Consider the following 14,468-nt stretch of genomic DNA (forward strand, 5'->3'; position numbering starts at 1 on the left):
ATATAATAGCTTTCAATATAACGCCTTATTGACGGCGTAGGTTTATTGGTCGTGGCCTTCAAGCGGCCCGCAAGCCATTTTTATTTTTTTCCTTTTTGGGTCTGTGAGAATCATGTTGTTTTCATGCGGGGTTCGAGCCCGTTCAGTGAGCCAGCGGTATCAAAAGCGGTATCAGCAGACGGGAACGTTTTTTTTGTCAGGCTTCCTCGGGGCAGCATTCTTTTCTGTTCTCGGTTTGTTTGCATGTGCTAACGCATCCGCCGAGATATGGACCGATTTGCGTGGCAGGTACGAGGTCGAGGCCGACCTTCTAGGAGTTTGGGAAAACAACGCGATTTTGAGAATGCCCGATGGACGGCGAGTGTCCGTTGAGCTGAATAATTTGCGTAGCGAAAGCCGAATTCAAGCTCAGAATTTGGCAAAAAAGAGGCAAACACAGCAGGCAGAGTTTGTTCGCGAGATTGAAAAGCAAGTTGAGATTGCTAACCTTGCCGCCCCGGATCCCTTGCCGCAACCTAAGAAAGTCGCAACCTATCAGCCACTCGAAGAAGGCGCTGAACCGCTGGCGGCTCTCGAACACACCGCTAGCCAAGTAGCGGCCGGGCACGAACTATTAGCGCGGTACGATGCGTTACCAACAAAGTACCGCGAGGACATCGATGCTTTGGTCAAATTGGCTGCTGCGAAACCAGACGCCGCGACGTTGCAATCGACACTCACTTCGTTTTCGGAGTTGGGCAGTTTTGTCGAATCGCATCAAAATTGGATCTTTGATCATCCACGGTTACAAACGCTTGATGAGGGCACAAGGGAAACGGTACGTGAATTGGTGCTGGGTATCGCCGGAATAATGAAGACGGCGTTTGCACCGGAGGCTTTGAATCTGAATGAACTGAAGTCGAGCCCGTTTCGCGATTGGCTTGTCGCTCAAGACGCATCGATCGCGCCCTACATGAAACAGGTTTACAATATTGCCGACTCCACGACCATGAGCTTTGAAGAAGCTGGGCCGCAGGAACAAGTTACCAATCCCGCAACGATCTATGGACCAACGCGTGGCTACGGTGGTGATCCGTCTGGGTACGGTTATGAAGATATGTATGGATCGTCCGACTATGGAGATGATTCTGGGTACGGATATGAAGATATGTACGGAGATGATTCGGGGTACGGCGACGGATCTGGATCTGGATATGGATCTAGCGGACCACCGCCTGGCTATATGCCAGAAGGATATGGGAGTGGACCCGGTGGACCAGGTGGGGAACCGGCACCCAAAAAAGAGATTACCGAGTTTAAGGCCAAGACCCAAGTCAACGGTAAACCGTTTGTGTTCCAACTGACGCGGATCGACGGGTATTGGGTCGAGAAAAAGATGAGCGAGAACTGGGACGAAAATATCGAGTCACTGAAGAAGCAAATTGAGGATGGTACGCTCTTAAATGTGTCTGTGATGCAAGGGCTTTCAACGATGATCGCGCCCTCGGTATCCAATTTGAAATCCGCCGAAACAAAAGAAGATTTCTACAGGATGTTGAAAGCGGAAATGGCATCTTTCAGCTCGATGACCAGTATGCTAGCGCCCATGATTCAAGGGCCCAATGCGGGCAGGAACAATGGTGGATCCGATCCGTACGGTTCCGGCGGTAGCCCATACGGTCCCGGCGGAAATCCATACGGTCCAAGCGGTAGCCCATACGGTCCCGGCGGAAATCCATACGGTCCCGGTGGAAATCCATCTGGCCCTGGTGGGAGTTCATCTGGCCCTGGTGGGAGTTCCTCTGGATCGGGTGTAAGTCCCTACGGTCCAGGCAGTAGTTCCTTTGGTCAGGGCTATGATCCTAATGGTTCACGCAATCGTCCCTAGAATGCAGTAGCCTAGAATGCAGTAGCCTAGAATGCAGTGGCGTACTGCAATTGGCGTACTGCAATTGGCCGCGGAACTCGGATTGCATATGGACGCGTCGATGGCTGTCTCAAGCGGTCTTTAAACACCGCGATGCGCTAGGCAGTGGGATGTTTCGACGCCCACAGCCTGCCACGACATTTCGTGGCACAATTTAGTGGCACAATTTAGTGGCACAGCGGTGCCGTGACAGATGCCTTGCCCCAAGTCAAACTTGGCGCAAGGTTCTGTTAGCTTTCACCTCGCTAATTGGCTGCGGACGTCACTTCTCAAAATGCCCAAGTTTCTGCATTCGACGATTAAATATCGATACAGGTTTCCAAGAATCTCGCCAACTTGTGGAAGTCGCTCTTCAGTTCGATAAATCGAACTTTGGTCACCAAGGTTTGGGGGTCCACCAATTTCTCAAACGGGACAAAGTGCAAATCAAGTTGTCCTGAAACCGAAACCATTACTCCATTGAGTTTTTCTTCGACCAACGCACGGTAGGCACCGACGCCTAATTGAGCCCCTAACATTACGTCATAAGCATGCGGCGGGGCACAGCGGGCTTCATAACCGAGTTGCAAGCCGTTGACTTTTCGGGTGCGTCCGGTTCGTTCGTTGTATCGGTGGGCAACCAATTTCGAAAATAGTGCGGACAAATTGATGGACGAGATATTGATATGACCATGATCGTCTCGGTCGACTCCTTCGAGGTACTTCGAAGGCAAATACTCAGCCAATCCTTCGGCAACCACGATCGTGCCGTACGGACGACTGTCACGTTCGCGAGCGATCATCATGTCAACCATTCGGTCGATCACTCGATCGAGTGCCATTATCTTTCGCTTTTCACCGGTGTCTTGATTGACCATTTCTTCGTCGGCTAAAGCTCCGACGATGTCCTCGACACTCAGCACCATACTGGCTTCGCCCGCGATGGCAGCACCATAGGCTAACCAACCGGCGCTGCGTCCCATGGCTTCGCATAAGAAATAGGCCCTTCCGGCTGCGGCATCAAAATTGAGGTTTCGGATTTCTTCGGCCAATGTTTCCACGGCCGTGAAAAAGCCAAACGTGAAATCGATCCCCGAGTAATCGTTGTCGATCGTTTTAGGCAAATGGATGACTGGGAAACGACGCGCGTCGGCGGGCAAGTTGTCTTGAAACATCTTCAACTTGTTCGCGGTTTTCAGCGTGTCATCGCCGCCAATGGATATCAACGCGTCGACTTCAAGCGAACAAAGGCCTTCGTAAACGCGACGAAGAGGCGCCACAAGTTCCTTGTCCTTGAGGTGTTCAGGAGCGCTGACGTGTTTGCCGGGATTCGTTCGGGCCGTACCGATCATGATTCCTCGGCTGCTGCGGGCATTGGTCAACGAATCATGGGTGAACCGGATGTAGTCAACTCCTTCTTGAAGTGGGCCCGCTGCGGTGTATTCGGCTAAGCGGCTGTAGCCATGCTTGATGCCGAAAACCTGCGCGCCTTCTTCGAGGAACGAGAATGCCGCGGTGGAAATGACCGCGTTGGCTGCGGGAGCCGGGCCGCCAGCGAAGAGGATGGCAACGCGTTTGATATCGTGATTTTGTTTATTAGGCATTGAGTGCAACGAAAGGGTGAGGGTAATGGGCCTACTTCGAAGCCGATGATTTTAGGGATCTTCAACGAGCCGCCAAGGTGATGAACATGGGCGATCTATTCTCCCCAATTTAACGTCTCTTCGATTGCCGACTGGTATTCGAGGTCCGTCAGGTCGAGTAGCTCTCGCATTTTCGCCAGCATTTCGGTTTGCAAGGGCCCGAGTTCACCCTCGGCCGATGCTGCTAAGAACATTCCCTGTAAGGCTTTACGCTTCTGAGACTCGTTCCACCGCCGAGAAATTGTCAGGATGTAGTTGGTCGCAGTCACACCCTTTTGAGTCGCAATCGACGCCAAGCGACCAAGTTCTTCGCGGTCGATGTGGCGGCTGAACAAATTGGCAGCGATTCGGTGCAGTGCCTCAATTTCGGGCTCGGAAATATGCCCATCCGCCAATACCACCAACAGGCAACTCCGGATAGCTTCATCGTGAAACTGGTCTTCGGCAACCACTTTCTGAGATTCTCGATCGATCTCTAAGACCGTGATATCCCATGTACTACGGCATTCATCACACTGCACAAATTCCTCAGCACCTGCAATTGGTACGGTGGGAATGAAGTAGACCGTCAAAAATGGTCGACGAGCACGCAATCGGTACGATTGGGGCGTCCGGCACGTGGGACAATAGAAATTCCCGCGATCACGCGTCCGCGTCAGGTTCATCGTGCCTATCAGAATCATGACTTGGAAAATCGGTTTGAAGTGTTAAGAACGCCGCCGGCCTGCTGGATTCTTGGCGGAATGCTTCGTGGACTTCGAAAAACACCTCGCCTGAGAATCGCCGTGCTTGGCAATCCGTAGTTTAACCGGAAGGCCCTAGTTTACCCGGAAGGCCCTAGGTTATCCGGAAGGCCCTAGGTTAACCGGAAGGCCCTAGGTTATCCGGAAGGAACGTGAGCCAAAAGCTGGTTGGAACACTTTGGAGTGTGCATGCCTATCCCCCCCGAACCCTTTGGTCTGACGCCGGTTTACCCAAACCTCTGTTTCCGATGTGCCCGTACGAAACCACAGCTCCTGAGCTGCGGTGATCCTACATCCATCAAGACAATGTTCCGTTCGCTCAGTCGAGTTGGGATCGGTGTTCCCCTTGGGGAGTCCGGTCGAATCAAAAGCCCCCCCTTAAATGCGTGAAACAAAGTACCGCTCATTTCTTTCGGAACTTTGTCGATCATTGGGTGATAAATAGAAAGTGAAACGGAATCCACTCCAACATCTAAATGACAAAATTCGAATATGAGTACCATTCACCTTACCTGCGAATCAGGGCATCGGCTGAAAGCCGCGTCAAATCTGATCGGCCAAACACTACGGTGCCCAAAATGCGGTGTTCAAGTCACCGTAACCGGTTCGGTGGCGGACCGCATGTCGGACACCGCGGTTCTAAGGATTCTTGGCGAATGTGAGGCATTGCCGCCGATGCCCCAGCCAAAAGGCTTTGCTGAACGAGAAATACAAAGGCAATGTCCGCGATGTGACAAGCAAACCAGTTCGCTAAATCCAGTTTGTCGACATTGCAAAACCTACGTTGGAGTAGCACCCGACTCTCTTCACAAACTCACACGGCACTCAGCGTAAACGGGAATCTCTATCGTTCACGCAGCGCATTGGTGATCTCTAAACGAATGGCACGGATTGCTGGCAAGATACCTCCAATCAACCCCATGGCCAGTGCTAACGTCATCCCTTGTAACAGCACGGCGGGGCCAAAACGAAATGAGAAAGTGATCTCGCTAAAAGTCACTAAGTTTTGCGTGCCGCCTGACAGACCGTTCAGTGGCAACGTGCCGAGACAACCCAAAACACCGCCCAGTAAACAGAGTACGAGCGACTCTAACAAGAACGACATCAGAATCGCTCGCCGCGGAAACCCCACGGCGCGGAGCGTGCCGATTTCGCGACCGCGACTTGAGACGGCGGCATACATCGTATTGGCGGATGCAAACATCGCACCGATGGTCAAGAAGCCCGCGATTAGGTAGGCGACAACCTTGATCGCGATGGTCGATGATTTTTGGCCCTCAAAGAACTCGACCTCTGGCACGACCTTCAACTTGAACTGTTCGTCCCCTCGTACGCGGTCGACGATTTCACGACGGTCCTCTTCATCGGGCACACGCAAATTGACGACCGAGATTGCTCCTTCGTATCGTTGGGCTGTTGTCAGGTCTCGCAAATCGGTCCACACCTCTGACTCGGCTGAACTGCCGTCTGCTTCGAACAGTCCCACGACGGTAAACGAAACATTGTTGACCAAAAACGATTCACCGAGACCAAGATTCTCAAACCGTTCCGCGATCGCGCGTGTGGTAATCGCTTCGTTAACGCCTGCCTCAATATCACGTCCTTCGACGATTTTGAAATGGGGACGCAATTGACGACCGACCGGGTCTAGCCCACGTAGAATCACGTTTGTCGTACCAGCTCCATTTCGACGTGGATTCAACAAAATCGTGATGAATTCGCGAGATGCCATAGGACTACCATCTTCCGATGTGGCAACACCCTGCAAGTTGACCAATTCGCGTGCGACCGTTGGCTGCACGTTGCTGGTCATCTCGCTATCGGCACCTTGCCGCATGACGATCAAGTCTTCTTGGTCACCCGACATGCGAAGCGCATGCTCGATACCGTCAATCATTCCAAAGGTCAACACGGACGCGAACACGACGACGCCGATCGCCAACGAAGTCAGTAGCGTCGTGGCCCATCGAACGCGAAGAGATCGGATATTGTATTTTAAAGGGATCATTGTTTCGACAGAAAATGTGTGCTTAGACGACTCGTCGCAACCCGTCCACTACCGATAACTGGGACGCCAACACCGCCGGCACGAGCCCGCTTACAAAACCAATTCCCGCAGCAACGGCGACTAGCCCAAACATCCACGCGCCAACTAACCCCGACACTGGGACCGGAAACATCATCGCTGCGGCAGGTACGCTGGCAACAAGCGCCAAGGCACCTACGCCTCCTGCAATCCCGAGTAGTCCGCCTAACATCGCGATAAGCGTCGACTCACCGAGAACAAGTGCGAGAACACGTTGCTTAGAAAAACCGATTGCCTTGAGCACAGCGACTTCGGTAGTTCGTTCACGCATCGACATTGCCATTGCCGTCCCCGCCACAAGCGCCAACGAAAAGACAACGGCCAAAGAGATGTACCGGATATACATTTGAACGTCGCCCAGCATTTCAGAGAACATACGAGCGAAAGCCGCTTCGGTACGCGTGCGGGTCGAGTTTTCCGAATTTCCGAACATCGTGTCGATCTCTTCACAAACGGCCTCGACGTTATCACCGTCTTTGCACTTCACATAAATGGAACCGGCACCGGGATCGAAGGCAAATGGAGACTTCTTCGATTCTTCATCGAGGTATTTCCAATCGAACCAAATACTTCCCGAATTACCCGGTGCGTCAAAGACGCCCACTAACTTCAAGTCGAGATCGATAGGATAGATGACGCCTTGTAGCGGGATGCGGTCGCCCAATCCCCATCCCATCTGGTCGGCCAACGCCCGGCTGCACACCGCCCCTTGGCGATTCGATTGGAACGCTTCAAGTTGGTCAGCGGCAATTTCGAGCTCGCCGTAAATGTCAAATGCCACTTCGGGGTCGACCGCGAATTGCGCAAACATCGCTTGCTTGTTTTCGTAGTTTCCACCAAACCAAGCAAATGGCATCGCCGATGCAACCGAGTCGAGAGCACGAACACGGCCGACGTGCGCAATCGGTAGCGGTGAAGCGAAACCGAGCTTGTTTAAAACGACCACGCGGTCATACTTGTCCGCTTCTTGTCCGACGACATCTTGCATCGCCAAATAGCCATACAGAATCGTCATCAGCGCGAGCGAGAAGCCGACGGACATAATCGTTAGGCCCGATCGCAACTTGTTTCGAGTCACGTTGCGCCATATGTATAGCAGTAATTTCACGCGATGGTCTCCGCATTTGCCACATCCGTGTCACCAACGAGCCGCCCATCTTCCAAATGGAGTGTGCGTTTAGCATAGGCCGCCGCGCGTGGATCATGCGTTACCATCACGATGGTCTTGCCAAAATCTTCGTTCAATCGCTTCATCAAGTCCAAGATTTCAGTGCTCGATGCTGTGTCCAAATCACCGGTCGGTTCGTCGGCGACAATCAACGTGGGATCGGTCGCGATGGCACGGGCGATCGAGACGCGTTGTTCTTGGCCACCCGACAATTGACGCGGAAAGTGATCCATCCGATCGGCGAGTCCGACGATGTCAAGAGCGGTCTGCACCTGGGCTTTGCGTTGCCGCCGATTCAGTGGCGTCAGGGTTAGCGGAAGCTCCACATTTTCGTAAGCGGTTAAGACCGGTATCAAGTTATACATCTGAAAGATGAATCCCACATGTCGAGCACGCCAACGCGCCAAAGTCGATTGCGAGGCGGTAGACAAGTCTTCGCCGCAAACTTGGATATGGCCCGACGTCGGAACGTCAAGCCCAGCGATCAGGTTTAGTAGCGTCGACTTGCCGCTTCCCGATGGCCCCATCAATGCCATGAAGTCGCCAGCAGCCAGCTCCAAATTCATGTGATGCAGTACCGTCAACACCATGTCGTTGCGACGGTATTCTTTACAAACGTCTTGGACCAACACAACAGGTCCATTAGCGTGATTGGGAGCGGTCATCGCAGCGATTCGTTGGTAAAGGGAATGTTGGAAACACCCTCAATCTACTCGATAATGCGTACCGGCGTATCGGGCTTGAGATTATCGGGGTCCATAATCAATCGCTCTCGGCCCATTAAACCGTCGAGGATTTCGATTCGGCCGTCGCGAACTTCGCCGACGTCTACTTGAATTTTCTGTGCCCGTCGCTCGTCATCGACAACCCAAACGAACGTCTTCTCGTCTGAGTCAGTGTCGATCGATTTCTCATCGCAAAACATCCGTGGCTCGTCATTGATTTGCAATTCTTTTTCCGTTGGCAGAAAGAAAACGGTTCCGCTCATTTCGGGGAATAATAGATCATCCGCATCGACGATTTCGACGCGCACTTTGATCGTAGCACGAGCCCGGTCGCCCATCGGGATGATCTTGCTGACTTTGCCGTGGTACTTCTTGTCCGGCACTGCATCGACGGCGATGTCCACTTCCTGAGTCGGCTCGACACGCGAGATATAGCCTTCTTGAACATCGCATTCAATTTCAAGTCGGTCTAAATCCGCGATCGTCGCCACACTGCCGCGTCCTGAACTGCCACCGGTACCTCCGGGAAGGATCGATTCGCCTTCTTCGGCATCCTTTGAAATGACCGTTCCATCAAAGGGAGCGCGAATGAACATGTTTTCGAGAAGTTGCTCGCTCTGCTGTTTTTGCGCCTTCATCAATTCAACGTCCGCCGAGAGCGAACGCAAGCGTGCGACAGCCGCCGCATGACTGAACCGGGCCTGGTCATATTCGGATTCGGAAATACTATTGGTTCGGCGAAGCCGGACGGCACGTTCTCTATCCGCATCGGCTTGCTCGATCAGAATGTTTTGTTCACCCATAGCAGCCTCGGCTTTGGCGACCGCCGCGGCCGCAGCAGCCAATGAAGCGTCGAGATCTTTGTGGTCAAGCTCTGCTAACAAATCGCCCTTTTGAACCTTGTCGCCTTCCTCGAACGTGATGACATTGATGCGACCGGACGAGCGTGCTCCGATGCCGGCTTGCCGATGCGACCGTAAGTAGCCGGTTGCGACGACCACCGCGTCGGCGGAGCGACCTTTTTGAACGACAACCGACTTCAATTGAACGTCCACCCGGTTTTGCATGATCTCGGGCAACCATGTCGCACTCGCTATCTCGTCGGAACTAGGCAACCCAACGTGTTCGCCGAAACGGTAGGCTACGAATCCCAAACCACCCAATAGCAATAACACCAGCCACGGCCAAATTCGTCGCCCACGCTTCTTATTCGATGGAGCCCACTCAATTTGAAGTGACGCGAGTCGATCACTTCCTGAGCTGCCGCGAAGCTGCGTTTCGCTACTCGATTGGTCCGTCTTCGCTGGAACTGTGGCGGTGTCTTGAACTTTCGTTTCAGGCATGTCTTTCTCAGGCACCGAGCTTCGGCAAATAGGGCGCACTCAATCTTGATTATTTGGGTTCTTGGCGGCGATACAAGCGATAACGTGGCTTCTCGGATCGGGAGCGGAAAATGTCGGACGAAGTACCGTTACCTATTGTCTATGATGGGCCGCACAAAAGCGAGCGTTTTTTCCGATCTCCGGTGTTGGCTTGTCATTCGCACCGGATGTTTCTAATCTTAGCAGCTTCGCTTTTCCCGTCCTGTAGGTTATTTCACGAAGTTCGACTCCATGCCTCGAAGTCCAATCCGACGCCCCCCCCCTGACCTTGACCTCAGTGCCCATTTGCGTTCGGTCGAGTCGCTCCCGGAGGTGCTCACGAGTCAATCGCTGTTCGCCAATGACCAACCTTTGGAAATCGAAGTCGGCTCTGGAAAAGGTCTGTTTTTGACCAATGCATCCAGTGCCACCCCGAAGCACAACTTTTTGGGCATTGAAATTCAATCCAAGTGCGCCGAGCACGCCGCTGGACGATTAGCAAAAGCGAAGCTGGCCAACGCGATCATGGTTAGCGGCAACGCCGAGCCATTGTTTGCCGAACGCGTTCCCGTCGAAAGTTTGGCCGCCGTCCACGTCTACTTTCCCGACCCTTGGTGGAAAAAAAAGCATCGCAAACGAAGGGTGCTCAATGAAACAAGCATCGTCAATTATGCCACCGCCATCGCCCCCGGTGGCCGTTTGCATTTTTGGACCGACGTGCTCGATTATTTCGAAGACACCGTAGAGATGATCGCCGAACTTGCACCCCATCTAGGCGTTCCCATTCCTGAAGAAGAAATCGAAGCGGAACATGACCTCGATTATCGAACGCATTTCGAACGCCGAAGCCGCAAACATCATATTCCTGTCTACCGTGTGCGGTACGAAAAACAATAGCATCGCAGCACCGCGTTCGATGACTCCGGTTTACCACTTAAGAAAACGAGTTAGCAGTTCAACGCCAGGCTGAGTCAGAAAGCTTTCGGGGTGAAATTGCCATCCTTCCATTTTGTACTCTCGATGGCGTACACCCATGATTTGCCGTGTACCACCGGTGTCGGTCCATGCGCTGACAATTAACTCATCGGGCAAACTCTCCGGCTCGATCACAAGCGAGTGATAGCGGGTTGCCACAAACGGGTTGGTAAGATTTTGGAAAAGCCCCTGGTTATCGTGAACAATCTCGTCCGTCTTGCCATGCATCAATTGGGGCGCCCGAATGATCTTGCCGCCAAAAGCTTGTCCAATCGATTGATGGCCCAAGCAAATCCCCAACAGTGGCACTTTGCCTGCGAATCGCTTCACGCATTCAACACTGACGCCCGCTTCGTTCGGAGTGCAAGGGCCCGGCGATACCAGAACGCGACTCGGTGAAAGATCAGCCAATGCGTCGACCGACAACTCGTCGTTACGAAACACACGGACGTCGACGCTCGCATCGATCTCGCCCAATCGTTGGACGAGGTTGTAGGTAAAGGAATCGTAATTGTCGACGACGATGACCATGAGCGGATTTCTCGCGTTTCAGTTGTGTCAATGGGAAAATGATGATGAAGAACAAAAAGAATATTCTTTCCAGGCTTCCACGTAAACGCTCTTTAGCCATAAAGCGGTAACAGACTATAATGCGGTTGTTACGGCAGTGCTGGGCGAGTGGAATAACGGCGAAATGCGATTCACACGTTTCGACAGACGTTCGTGGCATTAGGTTCAGCAGCGAAGGACGCCCTCTTTTTCTGCAAAAATTGTTTTTCAATGGATTCACCTGCGGAAAACAAATGGCCTTGACGCCAACTGTTTTTTTAGTCTCGCACTTTTTACTTACGGAACATTGCCGTGCTTTCGGTTCGCCCCAAAGTCGCCGAATTGGCGTTTCACGTTTTCAGTCGTTCGCTCCATCCCGAACTTTACACGCTTCAACAGCGTCGGAAGTACGAACGGAATGATTACGAACTGCAAGTCGACATCACTAACTGTGGCCACGTCTTGACTTGGAAAGGCGCCGGAATGTTGGTTTGCGAAGTGGCGACAAGCGCCCATCAACCCCTGCCCAAACGGCGATGTTTGCTGTCGCGACCGCTCAAAGGAAGCCGCACCGAACGAGTCGAGTGCCGAGGGAATGTCACCTACAAGACGCATTTTCAACTCGAACCTGTCGAACCCGACATGTTTTGGATGGTCCAAGAACAACTCGGCAGTGACCAAACCGAAGGTCTGTTGCACCGATTCGATGCCAGTGGCCGGATGGCACTTGGTGCAATCAGTTACGTGAATGTCGAAACGCGCCAAAAGAGTGTTTTGGTACAAGCAATCCACACCTTCCCCGATGATTACGCAATCGTCAAAGTGGAAACGGTCATTGCGATCGACGATCAATAGGTCTTCGCGTCTGGAAAGCCGTTTCAACGATCGATCAACACCGCGGCGGACCGTCAACGCGCATCAAGCGTCCGTCCGAACATTCGTAGCTCTCGAATTTGAACTTTGGACAATGAAAATCATTTGCTTGTTTCTTTTGGTATCGGTTTCTTTGGTTGGATGTAACCAAGCTGGCAAGGATCCGGAGTCGGCAATCGCTGTCACGATCGACGGTGGTCCCCCTGAATTCGACGATCAGGACGAATTCGACGAGTCGCACGCCCATCCAAGCGAGGGGCCACATGGTGGCGACTTGGTCGAACTCGGAAACGAGAAATACCATGCCGAATTAACCCATAACGAAACTGGTATTGATGTCTATATTCTCAATTCAGCGGCGACCGAAGAAGTTGCGATCAAAGCGGCTAGCTTGACCATCAGCCTCAAACACGATGGTAAAGTAAATTCATTCGAACTACAGGCAAACCCACAAACGGATGATCCATCGGGGAAGTCATCACGGTTCTCTACTGGCGAACCGAGCTTGCCAAAACGATTGGATGAGGGAGCCGAAGGAGCGTTAACGGTCAATATCGACGGTAAATCCTTTACGGGCAAAGTTGCCCATGATCATGACCATGACCATGACCATGAAGGACATGATCACGATTAGTGTCCACCGTCTTGGTAGAGCCACGCTTTTTAAACAGGGGATTCCCCTTGTCGATTTATTTGGCCCAACGCATCCGGTTGCCAGTAACAATCGCTTTCACACCGAGCGATTCGGATCGTCTATAATACCGAGATGGTTGCGTTCGCCTCATCCCATCGTCGGACATCCAAGCCGAAGCAGTGCATTCGGCGTAAGGTCACCTGCACTTACAACAAAGCACCTGCGCAACTTGCTGCCTTCTGTTGCTACCACCGAGGCCAACAGTACAGCATCATCGGCATAAGCGATGGTGGCGGCGTAGTGAAAGAACGCTACGCGTACGACGCCTACGGAACACCTACGATTCTCGATGCCGCCGGAACCGGACTAACGACGAGTGCTGAACACAACCGTTACACCTACACAGGCCGCGAGTACGACGAGGCATTAGGCCTGTATCACTACCGCGCCCGCATGTACGACTCGGTCGCCGGTAGGTTCTGCTCCAGAGACCCCATCGGCTACGTGGATGGATTTAACGTTTATGCTTACGTCAACGGAATGTGTCTCGTGTTGATGGATGCGAGTGGAACTCGCGGATGTAAATGCACGTGCCAACCAGGGATGCCAGATATGTCAAGCACTATCAATGACCATGTTGGTAAAATAATTGCAGAACATGGGGATGATTCTATAAAGGTTCGCGATCTTCTGATTAAGCAAACGTCGACGAGTTGGCTTCCAAGTCCAGCAATCGAACAGTGGCTTTGGGAAGATCATCGGGATAAGATGAGCGGAACCATTGATGACGAAAAGTCATTTGAGAGAGGACAGTTTGCACCTTGTATTTCATTGTGTGGTCAATGCGTCAGCACGGACAAGCTTGGGCACTTCTTCGAAGAGGGTTTTATCTACAATGACGTGTCGAAAGCGAAAGGCGACGACAAGTTTGCCATTGGCTTGGGAATGTGGACAGAAGGCCTAGTCCCAACAGATCCAGAGGTACTTGACTGGATTCGTAACGGAACGATAACCGTGACGACTGTATACGGTACGGCGCCCTATGAGATCGCAGGAATGTTTGGAGGGTTTGCGGATCATGGCCAGTTGCTGCCGGCTGGCAAGGCAGACTTGGCGGCAAATGAATCCGGCATGAAATTCTGGAAAGACTTTGATAAGTCCGGGAAGAAGACAAAGTTCAGTATTTGCGTTTACGTTTCGGATAAATGGGATGAAAAGAAGAACCCAAATGTTGCGTTAGATAAAAAGCCGTTTTGAAATTGGTGAGAAAATCATGGATGGAAGATATTGCCGGTGGGATTTCGTGATTGCAATCGCTGTGTGCATGTTCTGCAGCTGTGTTCGCTCTGAGATAGATGAACAGCGTCCTGTCCCAGCTTCAACGCAAACAGCAAAGAAATTACTCGTTGAAGATGATTTCCTCCGAATCCGGATTGGAATGAGTCTCGATGATGTATTTACTACACTGAAACCGGCACTTTGCGAGAGTATGATCGTTACCTATCCAGGACGAGACTTAAATGAAACGTATTTTGTCGTCTTCGCCCCTACAAATGAAACCGGATATTCAGAGGGAGGTGAGTTTCGGGTCGTTGCTCTTGTGCGAGGTGAATCCTTTTTAGGAGGCGAATATCTTTTGCCAAAGCGGTTAGCGGGCGTGATATGCACTGGGTTTTGGAGCCACGGCTATCGCATCAAAATCACGCTCCGAATAGGAGTTTTTCGAGAAAGTCGGTGTTCCAGCCTGCTGCTTTTCGCTTGCTCTTCAAACTCGACTTCGACGTGTCCTGCTTCAGCAGTGTAATTACAAACCGTCTGGTGAAGCT

General features: G+C 52.1%; 12 protein-coding genes and 1 pseudogene. 5 read left to right on the top strand and 8 right to left on the bottom strand.

The genetic code is table 11. From position 1 onward, the window contains the following. The first annotated feature begins 193 nt into the window (after positions 1-193). Positions 194-1,867: a hypothetical protein gene (locus CA13_RS27175; protein WP_146402061.1), complete on the top strand. Its 1,674-nt coding sequence runs from the start codon at positions 194-196 to the stop codon at positions 1,865-1,867. Between the two features lie 338 nt (positions 1,868-2,205). On the opposite strand, the gene CA13_RS27180 is transcribed toward CA13_RS27175, so the two are convergent. The 6 genes from CA13_RS27180 to CA13_RS27205 form a co-directional block, all read right to left on the bottom strand. Beyond that, entirely contained in the window at positions 2,206-3,489 is a 1,284-nt protein-coding gene (locus CA13_RS27180; protein WP_146402063.1) for a 6-phosphofructokinase, read from the bottom strand. 95 nt (positions 3,490-3,584) lie between these two features. Next, positions 3,585-4,211: a TerB family tellurite resistance protein gene (locus tag CA13_RS27185; RefSeq protein WP_146402065.1), complete on the bottom strand. Its 627-nt coding sequence runs from the start codon at positions 4,209-4,211 to the stop codon at positions 3,585-3,587. 904 nt (positions 4,212-5,115) lie between these two features. After that, positions 5,116-6,279 carry an ABC transporter permease gene (locus CA13_RS27190; protein WP_146402067.1) on the bottom strand — a complete coding sequence of 388 codons (1,164 nt, stop codon included), beginning with the start codon at positions 6,277-6,279 and terminating at the stop codon, positions 5,116-5,118. Between the two features lie 22 nt (positions 6,280-6,301). Continuing rightward, the gene (locus tag CA13_RS27195) at positions 6,302-7,465 is read right to left on the bottom strand and encodes an ABC transporter permease (RefSeq protein WP_146402069.1); all 1,164 of its coding nucleotides are present in this window, start codon (positions 7,463-7,465) and stop codon (positions 6,302-6,304) included. Beyond that, entirely contained in the window at positions 7,462-8,190 is a 729-nt protein-coding gene (locus CA13_RS27200) for an ABC transporter ATP-binding protein (RefSeq protein ID WP_146402071.1), read from the bottom strand. The genes CA13_RS27195 and CA13_RS27200 overlap by 4 nt, the downstream gene beginning before the upstream one ends. 44 nt (positions 8,191-8,234) lie before the next feature. Then, a complete protein-coding gene (locus CA13_RS27205) occupies positions 8,235-9,593 on the bottom strand; it encodes an efflux RND transporter periplasmic adaptor subunit (protein ID WP_146402073.1) in 1,359 nt (452 codons plus the stop codon). 270 nt (positions 9,594-9,863) lie between these two features. Here CA13_RS27205 and trmB point away from each other — a divergent pair, with 270 nt between their 5' ends. Next, the gene (gene trmB / locus CA13_RS27210; RefSeq protein ID WP_146402075.1) at positions 9,864-10,508 is read left to right on the top strand and encodes a tRNA (guanosine(46)-N7)-methyltransferase TrmB; all 645 of its coding nucleotides are present in this window, start codon (positions 9,864-9,866) and stop codon (positions 10,506-10,508) included. 30 nt (positions 10,509-10,538) lie between these two features. On the opposite strand, the gene CA13_RS27215 is transcribed toward trmB, so the two are convergent. Continuing rightward, on the bottom strand, positions 10,539-11,117 hold the full coding sequence (locus CA13_RS27215; protein ID WP_146402077.1) for an anthranilate synthase component II: 579 nt from the start codon (positions 11,115-11,117) through the stop codon (positions 10,539-10,541). Positions 11,118-11,447: 330 nt separating this feature from the next. Between CA13_RS27215 and CA13_RS27220 the strand changes: the two genes are divergently transcribed. From CA13_RS27220 to CA13_RS27230, 3 genes are all read left to right on the top strand, one after another. Further along, on the top strand, positions 11,448-11,990 hold the full coding sequence (locus CA13_RS27220; RefSeq protein ID WP_146402079.1) for a DUF2617 family protein: 543 nt from the start codon (positions 11,448-11,450) through the stop codon (positions 11,988-11,990). A gap of 112 nt (positions 11,991-12,102) precedes the next feature. Continuing rightward, positions 12,103-12,642 (top strand): hypothetical protein, encoded by a 540-nt coding sequence (locus CA13_RS27225; RefSeq protein ID WP_146402081.1) that lies wholly within the window; start codon positions 12,103-12,105, stop codon positions 12,640-12,642. 132 nt (positions 12,643-12,774) lie between these two features. Continuing rightward, the gene (locus CA13_RS27230) at positions 12,775-13,899 is read left to right on the top strand and encodes an RHS repeat domain-containing protein (protein ID WP_146402083.1); all 1,125 of its coding nucleotides are present in this window, start codon (positions 12,775-12,777) and stop codon (positions 13,897-13,899) included. Between the two features lie 443 nt (positions 13,900-14,342). Here CA13_RS27230 and CA13_RS27235 read toward each other — a convergent pair. Next, a pseudogene (locus CA13_RS27235) lies at positions 14,343-14,468 on the bottom strand (ISAs1-like element ISRba7 family transposase); the annotation flags it as partial.

This window comes from Novipirellula herctigrandis, from assembly GCA_007859835.1.
In the GTDB taxonomy this organism is placed as follows: domain Bacteria; phylum Planctomycetota; class Planctomycetia; order Pirellulales; family Pirellulaceae; genus Novipirellula_A; species Novipirellula_A herctigrandis.

Bases quoted from the DNA above. Each gene is read 5' to 3' on its own strand.
- CA13_RS27230 (WP_146402083.1), top strand. From the start codon at position 12,775: ATGGTTGCGTTCGCCTCATCCCATCGTCGGACATCCAAGCCGAAGCAG.
- CA13_RS27185 (WP_146402065.1), bottom strand. From the start codon at position 4,211: ATGATTCTGATAGGCACGATGAACCTGACGCGGACGCGTGATCGCGGG.
- trmB (WP_146402075.1), top strand. From the start codon at position 9,864: ATGCCTCGAAGTCCAATCCGACGCCCCCCCCCTGACCTTGACCTCAGT.
- CA13_RS27190 (WP_146402067.1), bottom strand. From the start codon at position 6,279: ATGATCCCTTTAAAATACAATATCCGATCTCTTCGCGTTCGATGGGCC.
- CA13_RS27215 (WP_146402077.1), bottom strand. From the start codon at position 11,117: ATGGTCATCGTCGTCGACAATTACGATTCCTTTACCTACAACCTCGTC.
- CA13_RS27205 (WP_146402073.1), bottom strand. From the start codon at position 9,593: ATGCCTGAAACGAAAGTTCAAGACACCGCCACAGTTCCAGCGAAGACG.
- CA13_RS27200 (WP_146402071.1), bottom strand. From the start codon at position 8,190: ATGACCGCTCCCAATCACGCTAATGGACCTGTTGTGTTGGTCCAAGAC.
- CA13_RS27225 (WP_146402081.1), top strand. From the start codon at position 12,103: ATGAAAATCATTTGCTTGTTTCTTTTGGTATCGGTTTCTTTGGTTGGA.
- CA13_RS27180 (WP_146402063.1), bottom strand. From the start codon at position 3,489: ATGCCTAATAAACAAAATCACGATATCAAACGCGTTGCCATCCTCTTC.